At 59.2% G+C, this 13,589-nt stretch carries 19 protein-coding genes and 3 tRNA genes; 12 read left to right on the top strand and 10 right to left on the bottom strand.

Going from position 1 to position 13,589, the window contains the following annotated elements; genetic code table 11:
- Position 1: 1 nt before the first annotated feature.
- Together DFP86_RS07900 and DFP86_RS07895 are read left to right on the top strand one after the other, a co-directional pair.
- Complete coding sequence (locus DFP86_RS07900) at positions 2–1,270, top strand: sigma-54-dependent transcriptional regulator (RefSeq protein WP_133679877.1); 1,269 nt, start codon at positions 2–4, stop codon at positions 1,268–1,270.
- Positions 1,271–1,346: 76 nt separating this feature from the next.
- Positions 1,347–2,114 (top strand): HesA/MoeB/ThiF family protein, encoded by a 768-nt coding sequence (locus DFP86_RS07895; RefSeq protein WP_208108260.1) that lies wholly within the window; start codon positions 1,347–1,349, stop codon positions 2,112–2,114.
- Positions 2,115–2,129: 15 nt separating this feature from the next.
- Here the strand turns inward: DFP86_RS07895 and DFP86_RS07890 are convergent, their stop codons facing one another.
- The 5 genes from DFP86_RS07890 to DFP86_RS07870 all read right to left on the bottom strand — a co-directional run bounded on the left by DFP86_RS07890 (position 2,130) and on the right by DFP86_RS07870 (position 4,835).
- On the bottom strand, positions 2,130–2,621 hold the full coding sequence (locus tag DFP86_RS07890; protein WP_133679875.1) for a peroxiredoxin family protein: 492 nt from the start codon (positions 2,619–2,621) through the stop codon (positions 2,130–2,132).
- Positions 2,622–2,698: 77 nt separating this feature from the next.
- Positions 2,699–3,118, bottom strand: a complete 420-nt coding sequence (locus DFP86_RS07885) for an acyl-CoA thioesterase (RefSeq protein WP_133679873.1) — start codon at positions 3,116–3,118, stop codon at positions 2,699–2,701.
- A 61-nt stretch (positions 3,119–3,179) separates the two neighbouring features.
- A complete protein-coding gene (locus DFP86_RS07880) occupies positions 3,180–3,551 on the bottom strand; it encodes a VacJ (RefSeq protein ID WP_133679871.1) in 372 nt (123 codons plus the stop codon).
- A 13-nt stretch (positions 3,552–3,564) separates the two neighbouring features.
- Positions 3,565–4,308 carry a TonB family protein gene (locus DFP86_RS07875; RefSeq protein ID WP_133679869.1) on the bottom strand — a complete coding sequence of 248 codons (744 nt, stop codon included), beginning with the start codon at positions 4,306–4,308 and terminating at the stop codon, positions 3,565–3,567.
- Between the two features lie 62 nt (positions 4,309–4,370).
- Complete coding sequence (locus DFP86_RS07870; protein ID WP_133680024.1) at positions 4,371–4,835, bottom strand: Dps family protein; 465 nt, start codon at positions 4,833–4,835, stop codon at positions 4,371–4,373.
- Between the two features lie 52 nt (positions 4,836–4,887).
- Here DFP86_RS07870 and DFP86_RS07865 point away from each other — a divergent pair, with 52 nt between their 5' ends.
- On the top strand, positions 4,888–5,187 hold the full coding sequence (locus tag DFP86_RS07865) for a DUF167 domain-containing protein (protein ID WP_133679867.1): 300 nt from the start codon (positions 4,888–4,890) through the stop codon (positions 5,185–5,187).
- A gap of 11 nt (positions 5,188–5,198) precedes the next feature.
- Here DFP86_RS07865 and DFP86_RS07860 read toward each other — a convergent pair whose 3' ends face one another.
- Complete coding sequence (locus tag DFP86_RS07860) at positions 5,199–5,639, bottom strand: FxsA family protein (protein ID WP_133679865.1); 441 nt, start codon at positions 5,637–5,639, stop codon at positions 5,199–5,201.
- 27 nt (positions 5,640–5,666) lie between these two features.
- Here DFP86_RS07860 and cutA point away from each other — a divergent pair, with 27 nt between their 5' ends.
- The 4 genes from cutA (at position 5,667) to DFP86_RS07840 (ending at position 6,566) form a co-directional block, all read left to right on the top strand.
- Entirely contained in the window at positions 5,667–5,990 is a 324-nt protein-coding gene (gene cutA / locus DFP86_RS07855) for a divalent-cation tolerance protein CutA (RefSeq protein WP_133679863.1), read from the top strand.
- 114 nt (positions 5,991–6,104) lie between these two features.
- A tRNA-Lys gene (locus tag DFP86_RS07850) sits at positions 6,105–6,180 on the top strand.
- Between the two features lie 210 nt (positions 6,181–6,390).
- A tRNA-Lys gene (locus DFP86_RS07845) sits at positions 6,391–6,466 on the top strand.
- Between the two features lie 24 nt (positions 6,467–6,490).
- Positions 6,491–6,566 (top strand) — tRNA-Lys (locus DFP86_RS07840).
- Positions 6,567–6,619: 53 nt separating this feature from the next.
- On the opposite strand, the gene DFP86_RS07835 is transcribed toward DFP86_RS07840, so the two are convergent.
- The gene (locus tag DFP86_RS07835; RefSeq protein ID WP_133679862.1) at positions 6,620–7,705 is read right to left on the bottom strand and encodes a calcium:cation antiporter; all 1,086 of its coding nucleotides are present in this window, start codon (positions 7,703–7,705) and stop codon (positions 6,620–6,622) included.
- Positions 7,706–7,891: 186 nt separating this feature from the next.
- Here DFP86_RS07835 and DFP86_RS07830 point away from each other — a divergent pair, with 186 nt between their 5' ends.
- Positions 7,892–8,215 carry a hypothetical protein gene (locus DFP86_RS07830; protein ID WP_133679860.1) on the top strand — a complete coding sequence of 108 codons (324 nt, stop codon included), beginning with the start codon at positions 7,892–7,894 and terminating at the stop codon, positions 8,213–8,215.
- A 59-nt stretch (positions 8,216–8,274) separates the two neighbouring features.
- Here the strand turns inward: DFP86_RS07830 and pyrE are convergent, their stop codons facing one another.
- Positions 8,275–8,916: an orotate phosphoribosyltransferase gene (pyrE, locus tag DFP86_RS07825; RefSeq protein ID WP_133679858.1), complete on the bottom strand. Its 642-nt coding sequence runs from the start codon at positions 8,914–8,916 to the stop codon at positions 8,275–8,277.
- Between the two features lie 56 nt (positions 8,917–8,972).
- Between pyrE and DFP86_RS07820 the strand changes: the two genes are divergently transcribed.
- Entirely contained in the window at positions 8,973–9,755 is a 783-nt protein-coding gene (locus DFP86_RS07820) for an exodeoxyribonuclease III (protein ID WP_133679856.1), read from the top strand.
- 10 nt (positions 9,756–9,765) lie between these two features.
- Positions 9,766–10,320, top strand: coding sequence for an RBBP9/YdeN family alpha/beta hydrolase (locus DFP86_RS07815; protein ID WP_133679854.1), 555 nt, complete (start codon positions 9,766–9,768; stop codon positions 10,318–10,320).
- A gap of 29 nt (positions 10,321–10,349) precedes the next feature.
- On the opposite strand, the gene DFP86_RS07810 is transcribed toward DFP86_RS07815, so the two are convergent.
- Positions 10,350–11,189, bottom strand: a complete 840-nt coding sequence (locus DFP86_RS07810) for a sulfurtransferase (protein ID WP_133679852.1) — start codon at positions 11,187–11,189, stop codon at positions 10,350–10,352.
- Positions 11,190–11,274: 85 nt separating this feature from the next.
- A complete protein-coding gene (locus DFP86_RS07805) occupies positions 11,275–11,673 on the bottom strand; it encodes an HIT family protein (RefSeq protein WP_133679850.1) in 399 nt (132 codons plus the stop codon).
- A 128-nt stretch (positions 11,674–11,801) separates the two neighbouring features.
- Here DFP86_RS07805 and paeA point away from each other — a divergent pair, with 128 nt between their 5' ends.
- A complete protein-coding gene (gene paeA / locus DFP86_RS07800) occupies positions 11,802–13,115 on the top strand; it encodes a polyamine export protein PaeA (protein WP_208108259.1) in 1,314 nt (437 codons plus the stop codon).
- Between the two features lie 78 nt (positions 13,116–13,193).
- Positions 13,194–13,589: hypothetical protein (locus DFP86_RS19290; RefSeq protein WP_166642193.1), on the top strand; the 396-nt coding region annotated here is incomplete at its 3' end.

Raw genomic sequence — 13,589 nt, 5'->3', positions numbered from 1 at the left:
CGTGCGTAGCAGCGACATTTTGATTGTGGACGATGAGATCGGTATCCGCGAATTGCTGTCCGAAATCCTGCAGGACGAGGGTTATACGGTGGCGTTGGCGGAAAATGCCGAGGTCGCCAGACAGCTTCGGAACCAGACCCGTCCGGCCCTTGTTTTGCTGGATATCTGGATGCCCGACTGCGACGGCGTCACGCTGCTGAAAGAATGGGCCAAGTCGGGACATTTGAACATGCCGGTGGTGATGATGTCCGGTCATGCCAGCATCGACACCGCGGTGGAAGCCACTCGCATCGGCGCCTTCGATTTTCTGGAGAAGCCGATTGCCTTGCAGAAGCTGCTGACCACCGTGCAGCGCGCGCTCAAATATGGCGACATGCAAGCCAATACCTCCCTCAATCTCGACAAATTGGGCAAGAGCGAGCCGGTGCAGGAGCTCAAGCGTCAGTTGGAACGGGTCGCCAAGGTTCGTTCTCCGGTCTTGATGACCGGCGAGTCCGGTTCCGGCTTCGAATTGGTCGCGCGCTTCTTCCATCAGGGCAACACGCCGTGGGTGACCCCGGCCAAGCCGGAGCAACTGGCGGATGCGCCGCTGGAGCTGCTGCAGAAAGCCAATAACGGCGTATTGTTCCTGCCGGAAATCGGTCAATACAACCGACGCGTTCAGCAGGGTCTGCTATTTTTGCTGTCCAAGCTCGACCGTTTCAACGTGCGGTTGATCTGCTCGTGTAGCCGGCCGCTGCAGGAACTGCTGGTCGATCCGGAGTGCGACAACCGGTTGCTGACCTCGTTGTCGAGCGTCATCGTGCCGATTCCGCCGCTACGCGAACACGCCGAGGACATCATCTTCATCGCCGAACAGATTCTGACCGAACTGGTCGAGTCGAAGCAGGTGCCGGCACGCAAACTGACCACCGCCGCTCTCAATGCCTTGCGGCAATACGATTGGCCGGGCAATCTCGAACAGTTGCGCAGCATCATCAAGAGCTTGGCATTGACTGCCGAGTCCGACGACATCGATGCGCCGGCGGTCAACAAGGTGTTGGCGCAATTCCGCCACGAGAAGCCGATCGAGGAGACCGGCTTCGACTTCAATTTGCCGCTGCGCGAACTGCGCGAGCAACTGGAACGGCGCTATTTCGAGTACCACATCTCGCTGGAAAACGGCAATATGAGCCGCGTGGCGCAGAAGGTTGGTCTGGAACGCACTCACCTGTATCGCAAGTTGAAACAACTGGGCATCAAGTTCTCCCGTCGCACTGTCGAGGAGTGAGCCGGCGCGTTTCGCGCCTGCCTGAAAGACGCCGTTGCCTAAAGTCATGAACAGACTCTTAGGTAGCGGCGTTGTCATGAGAAGAGTGATGGAACTGGACGACAACGCGCTGTTGCGCTACAGCCGGCACATTCTGTTGCCGCAGATCGATGTGACGGGCCAGCGCCGCGTGAGCGCCGGTCGCGCCTTGGTGGTCGGCGCCGGCGGGCTGGGGTCTCCAGTAGCCCTGTACCTGGCCAGCGCCGGTGTTGGCCTTATCACCGTCGCCGACGACGACACGGTCGAACTGAGTAACCTGCAGCGTCAAATCGCACACGACATGGCCAGCCTTGGGCAAGCCAAGGCACAATCCGCTCAGGCGCGCATGTTGGGATTGAATCCGGACATTCAGGTGACGGCACTGTGCCGGCGGCTGGGACCGGACGACCTGCTGCAGCAAGTGGCCGCGCACGATGTGGTACTGGATTGTTCCGACAATTTCGCGACGCGCCACGCCATCAACCGAGCCGCCGTGGCGGCACAGGTGCCGTTGGTCAGTGGCGCCGCCGTGCGCTTTGACGGTCAATTGGCGGTGTTCGACAGCCGCCAAGCCGACAGCCCTTGCTATCACTGCCTGTTTCCGGAGGATGGGCCGGCTACCGACGGTCCCTGTGCCACCTTCGGCGTACTGGCGCCGCTCGTCGGGGTCATCGGTAGTCTGCAAGCGGTCGAGGCCATCAAGCTACTGGCGGGCATCGCCTCGCCGTTGGGGCGCTTGACCGTTTACGATGCGTTGGAGGGTGGTTTCCGCCAGTTCAAGGTGCCGCGCGATCCCGACTGTCCGGTCTGCGCGGGCAAGAAATAACGAAGCGGTACGCGCTCAGGCGCGCGTACCGCGTTCGATCAGTTGTCTCACCTCGTTGAAGTTCATCACGCCGACATAGCGCTTGACGATGTTGCCGTCGCGATCGATCAGGAAAGTGCTCGGCGTCAGTTGGATATCGCCGAATGCCTTGGCGATTTCACCCTGCGTATCCATGGTCACCAGAAACGGCAAGGCATTCTTCTGCACGAACGTCTGCACGTAGTTGGGCGGGTCGTAGTTCATCGCCACCGCCAATACCGTGAAACCGGCGGGACCGTATTGCTGCACCATCCGCTGCATTTGCGGCATTTCCTCGATGCAGCCCGGGCAACTGGTGGCCCAGAAGTTGACCAGTACCACCTTGCCCTTGAGCGAGGCCAGATCCATCTGCCGGCCCTGCAGTGTGGTAAAGCGCACGGCGGGCGCCGGTGTCGGACCGAACCACAGGGTATAGCCGGCGAAACCGGTGGCCAGCGCCAATACCAGGGCGATCAGGATTTTCTTCATTGCTCTGCGACTTCCAATCCGGGTTGTGAGGGCCTATGTGCCATCTTTCTTGAACGGCGCTGGTCGGTAAACAGCCCTTACTCGACCGTCGCCGGCACCTGCATGGATTCGAGCACGGTCTTCAATTCGCCGCTGATCGGGACCGCTTTGTTGGCTTTGCCATCGAATGCCACGAGCGTTACATCGGCTTCGGCCACCAGCGTGTCCTTGCCGGCCAACACGACGCGTTGGTGAATGACCGCGCTACGATGACTGATCGACTTGACCGACGATTCAATAATCAGCCCATCGCCCATGGTGGCCGGGTATCGGTAATCGATATTGATGTTGACCACGATCAGCGCCAGGCCCGAGGCCATATAGCGCGGCAGATCGGCGCGCTCTTCGAACAAGGTCCAGCGCGCCTCTTCGAGAAATTCGAGATAGCGGGCATTGTTGACATGGCTGTACAGGTCGAGGTGATAGCCCCGAACTTTGATGCGGGTGGTGTGCGGCATTGTGTGGTTTCTCCTTTTTTCCTCGTGGAAGCATGGTGTGGCCATGCCTATTGTTTGTTGTTTATTCGTCATCCAGGGCGAAAGGCTGGAAGCGATCGCGTTCCAGCGGTTCCGCGACAAGATCGGTCACGACACCGTGCACCTCGATATCGAACCAGCGCTCGAATAGCGCCTGCGACCGTTGTTGCGGCCACAGCTTGTCTTCCTCGCACCAGTCGGCCAGCTCGGCTTCGAACATCTCGATACAGTTTTCGGCAATGAATTCGGCCAGCTCATCGAGATCATCGACCGCCGGCACCAGCAGCGCATTGCCGTTTTCCCGCAGATCGTGCAGGGTCGGCTCGGTTTCGAAACCGCCAGGTAGGCTTTTCAGCCAGTCCAGAAACGGTTGTTTGGGACGGAGAATAGCGACACTGCGATTGACTTCGAACATTGCATCTTCCTGGTTATTGCACCGACAAATCGTTGCCGGTGGTGAAGTGCCATTTACGGCGGATTTCCAGCGATTGCGCCTGGGCCGCCAGCGCTGGCGGGAAAGGCGCGAACGGCGCCGCCGCGCGCACGATCTTTTCCGCTGCCGCATCCAGCGTGGCATTGTGGGAGCTGATCGTTACACGCAACGCAGCCAGCGAGCCATCGGCATTGATCACCACGCTCAACGTCGGACCGCCGCTCAGTCCCTGGCTGCGCACTTCCTGCGGATAGTTCAGTGCGCCGATACGCTCCATTTTGTTGACCCAATCGTCCATGTATTGCCGCCACAGATAGCCGCGTGCCGAACTGCCATAGACGAGTCGAGTGCCGGCGGATGACGGTGGCTGAGCCGATTCTTCCGAACCGACGCCTGCGCCAACCTGGGACAGCAGGTTTCCTACCGACAGCGGTGCCGTGGCCGGCGTGGCGGCACGATGTGCGCGCGGCGCCGCGGAAGGGGGCGCGTACGCGGCGGGCTCAGGATGCTGCTGCGGCCTAGCCTCTGCGAGTGCCTTGAGTTGCCGGGATGCTGGCGCAATCGGTGCTTGGGGCGTCGCCGGCGAAAGCTGCAGTTGCAGCGGCTGTGTTTCCGCCACGGTCGGTGCGATTGCGGGGCCAGGCAACAGCAGCAGTAGCAAGTGTGCCCCAAGCGATAACGCCAAGGCGAGCAGCCAGGGCCAAACGCGGTCAAGTGGTCGGGAGCGGGCTGATGGCATTTCCTATCCGGGTGAAAGCGCCCCGCAAAGTGCTGTCGGCGGGGCCAAACGCTTGTTCCGCCTTATTTTTCCAGAAGACTGCGCAGCATCCAAGCAGTTTTTTCATGGACCTGCAGCCGCTGAGTCAGTAGGTCGGCGGTCGGTTCGTCGCGAGCTTCCTCCACGACCGGAAAGATGCTGCGTGCGGTACGGCACAGCGTTTCGTGCCCTTCGACTAGTTGGCGGATCATTTCTTCTGCTTTGGGTACGCCATTGGCTTCCGATATGGCGGTCAGGTGGGCATAATCCGCATAACTTCCCGGTGCCGGATGGCCCAACGCGCGGATGCGCTCGGCAATCAAATCGACGGCCAGCGCCAATTCGTTGTAATGCTGCTCGAACATTAGATGCAGCGTTTGGAACATCGGGCCGGTGACGTTCCAATGGAAATTATGGGTTTTGAGATAAAGGGTGTAAGTGTCTGCCAACAGGTGGGAAAGGCCTTCCGCAATCTGTTGTCGGTCTTGCTGGTTGATGCCGATATCCATGCTGTATCCTCCATGCGATCCCTGTCTTGGGACACTGTTGATGAAAGTTGCCATGAAATCCTGGCTGAAAAGCACTGAAAACGGGTTTACCTTGACCTTGCACGTCCAGCCGGGGGCCAAAAAAACCGAAATCTGCGGCGAACATGGCGAGGCGTTGAAGATTCGCCTGGCGGCGCCGCCGGTCGAGGGCAAGGCCAATAGCGCGCTGATCCTGTGGTTGGCCGACTGCTTCGACGTCCCCAGGCGTGATGTCACACTGTTATCAGGCGAGAAGAACCGCCACAAAATTGTGGCTATTGCGCGCCCCAGCGACGAATCGGCCATCCTGGCCCGACTCGGCCTCGCCGATTGAGCCAATGGGCTCTAGCGTTGCTCGTCGCGCGAGTCGTGCTCAAGTCGTTCGGATGGGGTATCGACGCGCTGGAACTCTCCTTCGATCACCTCTTCGTCCATCGGGTGCGCCGTCGGCTTGGCGCCCAGATTGACCCGCGGCCCCTTTAGCGGCAACAGCAATACAATCCCGACAATCTCGCTCAGCACACCGGGTATGATGAATAATACACCCGCCAACGAGTAGCGCAGTGGCCATAGAAGGGAATATATGGATATGCCCTCGCCATTGCGAAGCAGGCTGCCCAGCGTCAGCAAGGCGCCAACCTTCTGATGGCGCAGCATCCAACTGCCCAGCAAGGCGCTCAAGAGCAGGTACAATAGTGTGGCGAATAAACCGATATGGCTGGCGAGTGAAGCCAGCAACAGAATCTCGATAACGGGCAGTAACAACACGAAGAAAACGATGGGCATGATGGCGTCTTTGGAGGATTCTTTGCCATGAAGGCGTTGCTGGTATTCTGCAATGTACCGGATCGGGCGCAGGCCGAGCGCATCGCTCAAGCGCTGGTCGCCGGGCGCTTGGCCGCGTGCGTCAATATCCTGGCCCCTTGCCGATCGGTCTATCGCTGGGAAGGAAAGGTCGAGTCGGCTGATGAAATACCGTTGATCATCAAGACCACCGACGATGCCTATCCGCAGCTCGAGCAGCAATTGCGGGCGTTGCATCCTTATCAAGTGCCGGAAATCGTTGCTTGCGATATCGTCGTCGGCTTGCCTGATTACTTAACATGGGTAGGCGGACAGGTTTTTTCAAGAGAGTAGTGCGATAGCCGCCCATCGTCGTTGATTGCCGCCAATACACCGGCATTTTGTGCGCGCCAAGTCAAAAAATCGTTGACATGGGAAATCCCCCTCATTATAGTTGCGGTCTCTCGGGGGTCGTTAGCTCAGCCGGTAGAGCAGCGGACTTTTAATCCGTTGGTCGCAAGTTCGAATCTTGCACGACCCACCAACCAGTATTTGCCAGAAAATAGCCAACCTTGCGGTTGGTTTTTTTGTTTTTACTGTTCCTTGTCCCTGGTCTCCGAGTCGATTGCTGCGATGAGTTCGCGCGCACTTTCGAAAAAAATTCCGTCAGGGGCTTTACAGGTTACGGTCTGGCGATTAGAATTCCGCTCTCTGGTTTGTCGGCAACGACAAAACAGTGCGGTATACCAGAAGGGGGTCGTTAGCTCAGTTGGTAGAGCAGCGGACTCTTAATCCGTAGGTCGAAAGTTCGAGCCTTTCACGACCCACCACCTTTCCGGTTGCGCAGCAATATCGGGTTGTTAGCTCAGTTGGTAGAGCAGCGGACTCTTAATCCGTAGGTCGAAAGTTCGAGCCTTTCACAACCCACCAATTTCGAAAAAAGCCCAGACGCCAGTCTGGGCTTTTTTCATTTCTTTTTCCCATCAAGGGAAAATAGTCAGGAACAGGTAGGTCGCGAACAAAACCAGATGGACCACCCCCTGCAAAATGGTTGTGCGGCCGTTGCCCAGCGATAGCGTGGCGATCAGCAGCGATAGCAACAGCAGCACGGTGGCCTTGGCATCGATACCGAGCGTAAGGGGCCAGCCTTTGGCGATCGATACGATGGCAACGGCCGGAATCGACAGGCCGATGCTGGCCAATGCCGAGCCGAGCGCCAGGTTCAGGCTGGTCTGAAGCCGGTTGGCGCGTGCCGCGCGTAGCGCCGCCAAGCCTTCCGGCATCAGTACGATGGCGGCGATGATCACCCCGACCAGCGCGTGCGGGGCGCCGATTCCTGCAACGCCGGCCTCGATCATCGGCGAGATGGCTTTTGCCAACAGCACGACGGCGGCCAAGCCCGCCACCAGTGCGACGAGGCTGATCAAGGTCACTTGCGTCGTGGGTGGTGCTGCGTGGAGGTGTTCATTGCCGCTGTTGTCCTGCGGCAGGAAATAATCGCGATGCCGCACGGTCTGAACAAAGACGAATGCCGCATACAGCACCACCGAGGCGACCGCGACGAAAGCCAACTGGCGGGGGTTATACAGCGGTCCGGGGAGGGTGGTCGTGAAGTTCGGCAGTATCAGCGTGAGTGCAACGATTGCCGCCAAAGTGGAGAGCGCTGCATTGACGCCCAGTAGGCTGAAACGCTGTTCGCCGAAACGTTGACCGCCAGCCAGTAGGCATAGACCGACGATACCGTTGAGAATGATCATGACCGTGGCGAAGATGGTGTCGCGCGCCAGTGCCGAGGTGGCGCTGCCGCCAGCCACCATCAGCGTGACGATCAGCGCCACCTCGATGGCGGTGATCGCGCCGGCCAGCACCAGCGTGCCGAAGGGCTCGCCGACGCGGTGGGCCACGACCTCGGCATGGTGTACCGCCGCCAGAACGCCAAACAGCAAGCCGGCCACCAACAGCAGTTGCCAGGGGCCGCCCAGACCGGCTGCCTTGCCGGCCAGCAACAACCATCCGGCAATGGGGGTGGCCAGTGTCCAGAAGGGGAGCGGGGAAGTAGATGCAGTCATGAATCGTTCCAGTTAGGTGACGGTTGTCCGTCGTTGTCGATTTATAGCTTGTGCCGTGCGTTGCCGGCGGGTTGGTGCGTTGCTTCGCAAACGCGCCCTACACAAGCGTCGAAGCGGGGGCAATTGTGTCGACCACTGTGGTGACGCATAATTCAATCACTGAAAGTAACTGTATGGAGTTCATGCATGAAATACATGGCTTTGGGCCTGCTTTTGTCGATGGCCTCTGCGCTCGTTGCCGCTCAGACCGTGGACGAGCAGTTGCTGGCGGCTCAGATGGCCTACCAGCAGGGCGATGCCCAGTTGTCCCAGGCCACTAACCGTCGCGTGCAGGCGGAGGCCGGCAAGAAACTGGCCGACCAGCGGCTGCTTGATGCGCAGGCGGCAGTGGAGCGCAGCAATGCCGAGCTGGCTGCCGCCCAGTCCGCCGAGGGTGCGGCCAAGCAGACCATGGATCAGTTGAGTTCGGCGCTGAGTGCAGCCTGGAAGCGCAAGGATTCGGCGCAATAGACGCTTGATGGAAAGAGAAAGCCGGCATTTGCCGGCTTTCTCTTTGATGATCTGCGGGCTTAGCGGATGCCGTATTGCTGGCGATAGGCCTGTACCGCGGTCAGGTGGCTTTGCAGTTCCGGACTTTGCTGCAGATAGCCCAGCATGTCTTCCAGCGTGGCGATGGCCACGACCGGCAGGCCGAAGTCGCGGCTGACTTCCTGCACCGCCGAGAGTTCGCCCAAGCCGCGCTCCATGCGATCCAGCGCGATCGCCACGCCGGCGGGTTCGGCGCCGGCGGCGCGGATCAGGTTGACCGACTCGCGCACCGATGTGCCTGCCGAAATCACGTCGTCGATGATCAAGACCTTGCCGGCCAGCGGCGCGCCGACAAGCGTGCCGCCTTCGCCGTGATCTTTGGCTTCCTTGCGGTTGTAGGCGAACGGCAGGTTGCGGCCTCGTTCCGCCAGCGCCATGGCGGTGGCGGAGGCCAGGATAATGCCCTTGTAGGCCGGGCCGAACAGCATATCGAAGTCGATACCGCTCTCGATGATCGACTGGGCGTAGAAACGCGACAGCGTCAGCGTCGACAAGCCGTCGTTGAACAGGCCGGCGTTGAAAAAGTACGGCGATTGCCTGCCGGCCTTGGTGACGAAGTCGCCGAAGCGCAACACCTGTCGATCCAGCGAAAATCGAATAAAATCGTGTCGGAAATTACTCATTATTACCTCGAAAAACTGTCTGCATCATGCCGGCAAGCATAACATGGGAGAGCTGCGTGCTTCGAATCGTTTCCGCCAACCTCAATGGCATCCGCTCCGCGGATAAGAAGGGTTTTTTCAGCTGGATGGCACGCAGCGATGCCGACATCGTCTGCGTGCAGGAACTCAAGGCGCAAGTGCCGGATCTGGCGCAACACATGTTGACGCCGGATGGCTATCACGGCTTTTTCCATCCTGCGGAAAAAAAGGGCTACAGCGGTGTCGGACTGTATGCGCGTCGTGAGCCGGATCGTGTCGTCGAAGGGTTGGGTATTGCCGATATCGATGCCGAGGGGCGCTACCTGCGAGCCGATTTCGGCAATTTGAGCGTGATTTCCCTCTACTTGCCCTCCGGCTCCAGTAGCGAGGAGCGCCAGCAGGTGAAGTTCGCTTTTATGGCGCGCTTTCTACCTATCCTCGAAGCACTGCGCGCCGAGGGGCGAGAGATGGTGCTCTGCGGCGATTGGAACATTGCCCATCGGGAAATCGATCTGAAAAACTGGAAAGGCAATCTGAAGAACTCTGGCTTCCTGCCCGAAGAGCGCGCCTGGATGAGCGATCTGTTCGAGCGCGTCGGTTGGGTCGATACCTGGCGCTCGCTATACCCGGATGCCCCTGGCTATTCCTGGTGGAGCAACCGCGGTCAGGCTTACGCCAAGGATGTGGGCTGGCGCATCGACTATCAATTAGCTTCGCCGGATATTGCCGGTCGCGCCGAGCGAGCCTCGGTCTATAAGGATGAGAAATTTTCCGATCATGCCCCGCTGATTGTCGATTACCGGCATCCGGACTGGGCCTGAGGCGCGCACGATGACCTCTCTGGTGATCGTCCCCGGCTGGCAGGACTCCGGCCCGGCGCACTGGCAGACCTTATGGGAAAAAAATTTCCCCGGTTGCCTGCGCGTCGAGCAGGCCGATTGGCTGCGACCGCAATGCGCGGACTGGGTGCACGGATTGGCCGATGCCGTGGCGCAGGCCGACGATACCGTGGTGCTGGCGGCGCACAGCCTGGGCTGTAGCGCTGTCGTGCACTGGGCAGCGTCGCTGAGCTTGGCCGAGCAACGTCGTGTGAAGGGCGCCTTGCTGGTGGCGCCGCCCGATGTGCTTTGCTCGGCCTTTGCGACCGAAGTGCCGGCCACCGGTTTCGAACGGGAGCCGGCATGGCGTCTGCCGTTTCCATCCATTGTGGTGGCCAGTCGCGATGACCCGTACTGCACCATCGAGCATGCTCGGCAAAGGGCTGCGCATTGGGGGAGCCATTTTGTCGACATCGGCCTTGCCGGCCATATCAATGCCGATAGCCGGCTCGGTCAATGGGAGGCTGGGCAGCGGCTACTACAGCGTCTGATGCTCGGCGCTCTATGAAACCGACTGCCGCTTTGCGAGCGCTTTAATCAACGCGCGATGGGGCGCGTCGGATCGGCGCACCATTCGCTCCACGAGCCCGGGTATAGCCGGCTGCCGCTCAGGCCGGCCACTTCCATGGCCAGTAGGTTGACGCAGGCACTGACGCCCGAACCGCACTGGTGCACGATCTGCGCACCGTCCTCGATGGGACCGAGGACGGTTTGCCACTCCTGGCGCAGCGTATTGGCATCCTTGAATACGCCGTCGACAGTGAAATTGTCTCGGAAGAAGCGGTTGAGTGCCCCGGGGATGTGGCCGCCGACCGGGTCGAGCGTTTCGCCTCGTCCGGCAAAGCGTTCCGGTGCCCGGGCGTCGACCACGCTGAACTGAGGCTCGGAGAGATTGTCTAGCACTTGTTCGACGTCGACGTATTCCGCATGCGCCGATCGCATCGCAAAGCGGCGGGTGTGACGTGCGGGTTCTTCGCGGTTCAGCGTGCCGCCCGCCTTCAACCAGGCTGCCAGACCGCCATCCAGCACTGCCACGCGCTCGTGGCCCAGCCAGCGCAGCAACCACCAGGCGCGCGCCGCATACATCCCGGCGCCGTCGTCGTAGGCCACGACCTGTGTGTCGGGGCCGATGCCGCACACGCCGAGATCCACCGCCAGACGCTGACCATCCGGCAGCGGGTGCCGGCCGTTCAGACCGCTTTTGCTGCCGGATAGGTGATAGTCGAGATGAAGGTAATGGGCGCCTGGCAGGTGGCCGTCGCGCCAGGCAGCCTCGCCGGCTTGCGGCGCGTCGAGACTGAAGCGGCAATCCAGAATGACCCAGTCCGTGGCGCGCTGCTTTTGTAATTGATCGGCGCTGATAAGGGTGCGGAACATGATGACTCTCCTTTGTTTTGGCGCCTGTTCATGAACAGGCGCTAAGGACAGCCTATCGAGCCGGATGCGCCACGGCAAGCCGACATCAGGCCGGTAGCGCAGCCTTGAGTTTTTCCGCCAGAGCTGAATGCGTGCGCCGGCGCCCTTCGCGCCGGGCTTGTGCCCAGATCGGCGCAGGGAAATGGGGATCGTCGCTAAAGCGCGGAATGACGTGCCAATGCAGGTGCGGCACCATGTTGCCCAGTGACGCCAGGTTGATCTTGTCCGGGTTCAGCACGGCGCGCACTGCGCGCTCGGTATGCATGATCCAGTCGAACAGATGCCGGCGATCCGCCTCGTTCAGATCTGACATTTCTTTCACATGGTCATGCCAGATGACACGGCAAAAGCCGGGGTAATCGGCATCGTCGACCAGAATGACACGCAACTTCTCGTCGCGAAACAGCAGCGTTTCGCCACTTGAAAGACAAAGCTCGCAATTCATCAAGTTATTACCATCAAAGAAATTAATGTATCCTAACATAGGCTTCCTGTATCCGATCGTGCGGCAAAGATGGCATGCGGATGACGGATACTTTTGGGGGAGCCCTCATTCAGAGCAAGGAAAGTGTTGTGAGCCTCTCTAGTCATTTATTGATTATTTTTCTATTAATGTGCACCAGCGCATTCTTTTCCGTTTCGGAAATTGCGCTGGCAGCATCCCGTAAGATCAAGCTGCGCCAGATCCTGGAAGAGGGCGATTTGCGTGCAGAAAAAGTACTGGCGTTGCAGGAAAAGCCAGGTAAGTTTTTTACCGTGGTGCAGATCGGTTTAAATGGTGTGGCGATTCTCGGCGGTATTTTGGGCGAGTCCGCGTTGACGCCGTTCTTTGAAACCTGGATCGGCACGGTTTATCGCGGCGATTTGCTGCCTACCATCAGTTTTGCCATGTCGTTTGCGGTGGTGACATCGCTGTTCATTGTTTTTGCCGATTTGATTCCCAAACGTACCGCGATGATTCATCCGGAGAGAATCGCCGTGGTGATCGTCGGTCCATTGCTGTTGTCCCTGTCCTTGTTCAGCCCGCTGGTGTGGTTTTTCAATGGCACGGCCAACCAATTGTTCAAACTGTTCAATATGCCGTCGGTGCGTAGCGATGAAATCACCTCCGACGATATTTACGCCATCATGGATGCCGGCGCCGAAGCCGGGGTGCTGCAACGCCAGGAACATCACTTGATCGAAAACGTGTTCGAGCTGGAAAGCCGCACCGTTCCTTCTTCGATGTCTAGTCGCGAAAGCATTGTCTACTTCTCGCTGGCGGACACGGAAGACGAGATTCGCGAGAAGATCGCGACCCAGCCGCACTCGAAGTTCCTGGTATGCGACGAGACCATCGATCGTGTGGTCGGCTACGTCGACTCCAAGGACGTGTTGATGCGGCTACTGAAGGGCTTGCCGATCTCGCTGCGCAAGGAGCTGCCGATCCGTACGGTCATGGTGATTCCCGATTCGCTGACCCTGTCCGAGCTGTTGGAGCGTTTCAAGGCGTCTCGCGAAGACTTTGCCGTGGTCATGAACGAATATGCGCTGGTGGTGGGGATCATTACCCTCAATGATGTCATGAGCACCGTGATGGGCGACTTGGTCAGCCAAACCCAGGAAGAGCAGATCCTGCGTCGCGACGAGCACTCTTGGTTGATCGATGGCATGACCGCGCTACAGGATGTTTCGCGCGCGCTGGGGATCGACGAGTTTCCCGACGATGCCAACTACGAAACGATCGGCGGCTTCATGATGTATATGTTGCGCAAGATCCCCAAGCGTACCGATGTGGTCGAATATGGCGGCTACAAATTCGAAGTGGTGGATACCGAGAATTTTAAAGTGGATCAGCTACTGGTGACGCAGTTGGATGGACCGATGCCCGATGAGCCGAATGCCTGAGGCGGCATGTACACGTCGTTACATGACCTTACATACCACTCACAGACGAATAGACAAGGCATGCCTAGGATACCGACTATGGAAGCGCTAACTGCAGTGCTTCAGGAGTCAAATTCATCAATTGTGGAGATTTTCATGAAAAAGATCGCTGCGCTTATCCTGACCGCTGCATTCGGCCTGGTTTCCGCCAGCAGCTTCGCTGCTGACGCTTCGGCCGCCGCAGCCGCTCCGGCCAAGCATCACGTTGTTAAAAAACACGCCGCTAAAAAGCACGTAGCTAAGAAGGCTGACGCTTCGGCTCAGAAGGCTCAAGCTGCTGACGCTTCCGCTCCGGCCAAGAAGGCTGCCAAGAAGCACAAGGCTACCGCTAAGAAGGCCGTAGCTTCCAAGGCTCAAGCCGCTGACGCTTCCGCTCCGGCCAAGAAGGCTGCCAAGAAGCATCACAAGGCTGCCGCTAAGAAGGCTGTAGCTTCC

The sequence above is a fragment of the Paludibacterium purpuratum genome (assembly GCF_004363805.1).
GTDB classification, from domain to species: Bacteria; Pseudomonadota; Gammaproteobacteria; order Burkholderiales; family Chromobacteriaceae; genus Paludibacterium; species Paludibacterium purpuratum.
This window is presented reverse-complemented; position numbering and strand designations above follow the sequence as displayed.

Bases quoted from the DNA above. Each gene is read 5' to 3' on its own strand.
- DFP86_RS07895 (WP_208108260.1), top strand. From the start codon at position 1,347: ATGAGAAGAGTGATGGAACTGGACGACAACGCGCTGTTGCGCTACAGC.
- DFP86_RS07890 (WP_133679875.1), bottom strand. From the start codon at position 2,621: ATGAAGAAAATCCTGATCGCCCTGGTATTGGCGCTGGCCACCGGTTTC.
- DFP86_RS07885 (WP_133679873.1), bottom strand. From the start codon at position 3,118: ATGCCGCACACCACCCGCATCAAAGTTCGGGGCTATCACCTCGACCTG.
- DFP86_RS07880 (WP_133679871.1), bottom strand. From the start codon at position 3,551: ATGTTCGAAGTCAATCGCAGTGTCGCTATTCTCCGTCCCAAACAACCG.
- DFP86_RS07875 (WP_133679869.1), bottom strand. From the start codon at position 4,308: ATGCCATCAGCCCGCTCCCGACCACTTGACCGCGTTTGGCCCTGGCTG.
- DFP86_RS07870 (WP_133680024.1), bottom strand. From the start codon at position 4,835: ATGGATATCGGCATCAACCAGCAAGACCGACAACAGATTGCGGAAGGC.
- DFP86_RS07865 (WP_133679867.1), top strand. From the start codon at position 4,888: ATGAAATCCTGGCTGAAAAGCACTGAAAACGGGTTTACCTTGACCTTG.
- DFP86_RS07860 (WP_133679865.1), bottom strand. From the start codon at position 5,639: ATGCCCATCGTTTTCTTCGTGTTGTTACTGCCCGTTATCGAGATTCTG.
- cutA (WP_133679863.1), top strand. From the start codon at position 5,667: ATGAAGGCGTTGCTGGTATTCTGCAATGTACCGGATCGGGCGCAGGCC.
- DFP86_RS07835 (WP_133679862.1), bottom strand. From the start codon at position 7,705: ATGACTGCATCTACTTCCCCGCTCCCCTTCTGGACACTGGCCACCCCC.
- DFP86_RS07830 (WP_133679860.1), top strand. From the start codon at position 7,892: ATGAAATACATGGCTTTGGGCCTGCTTTTGTCGATGGCCTCTGCGCTC.
- pyrE (WP_133679858.1), bottom strand. From the start codon at position 8,916: ATGAGTAATTTCCGACACGATTTTATTCGATTTTCGCTGGATCGACAG.
- DFP86_RS07815 (WP_133679854.1), top strand. From the start codon at position 9,766: ATGACCTCTCTGGTGATCGTCCCCGGCTGGCAGGACTCCGGCCCGGCG.
- DFP86_RS07810 (WP_133679852.1), bottom strand. From the start codon at position 11,189: ATGTTCCGCACCCTTATCAGCGCCGATCAATTACAAAAGCAGCGCGCC.
- DFP86_RS07805 (WP_133679850.1), bottom strand. From the start codon at position 11,673: ATGAATTGCGAGCTTTGTCTTTCAAGTGGCGAAACGCTGCTGTTTCGC.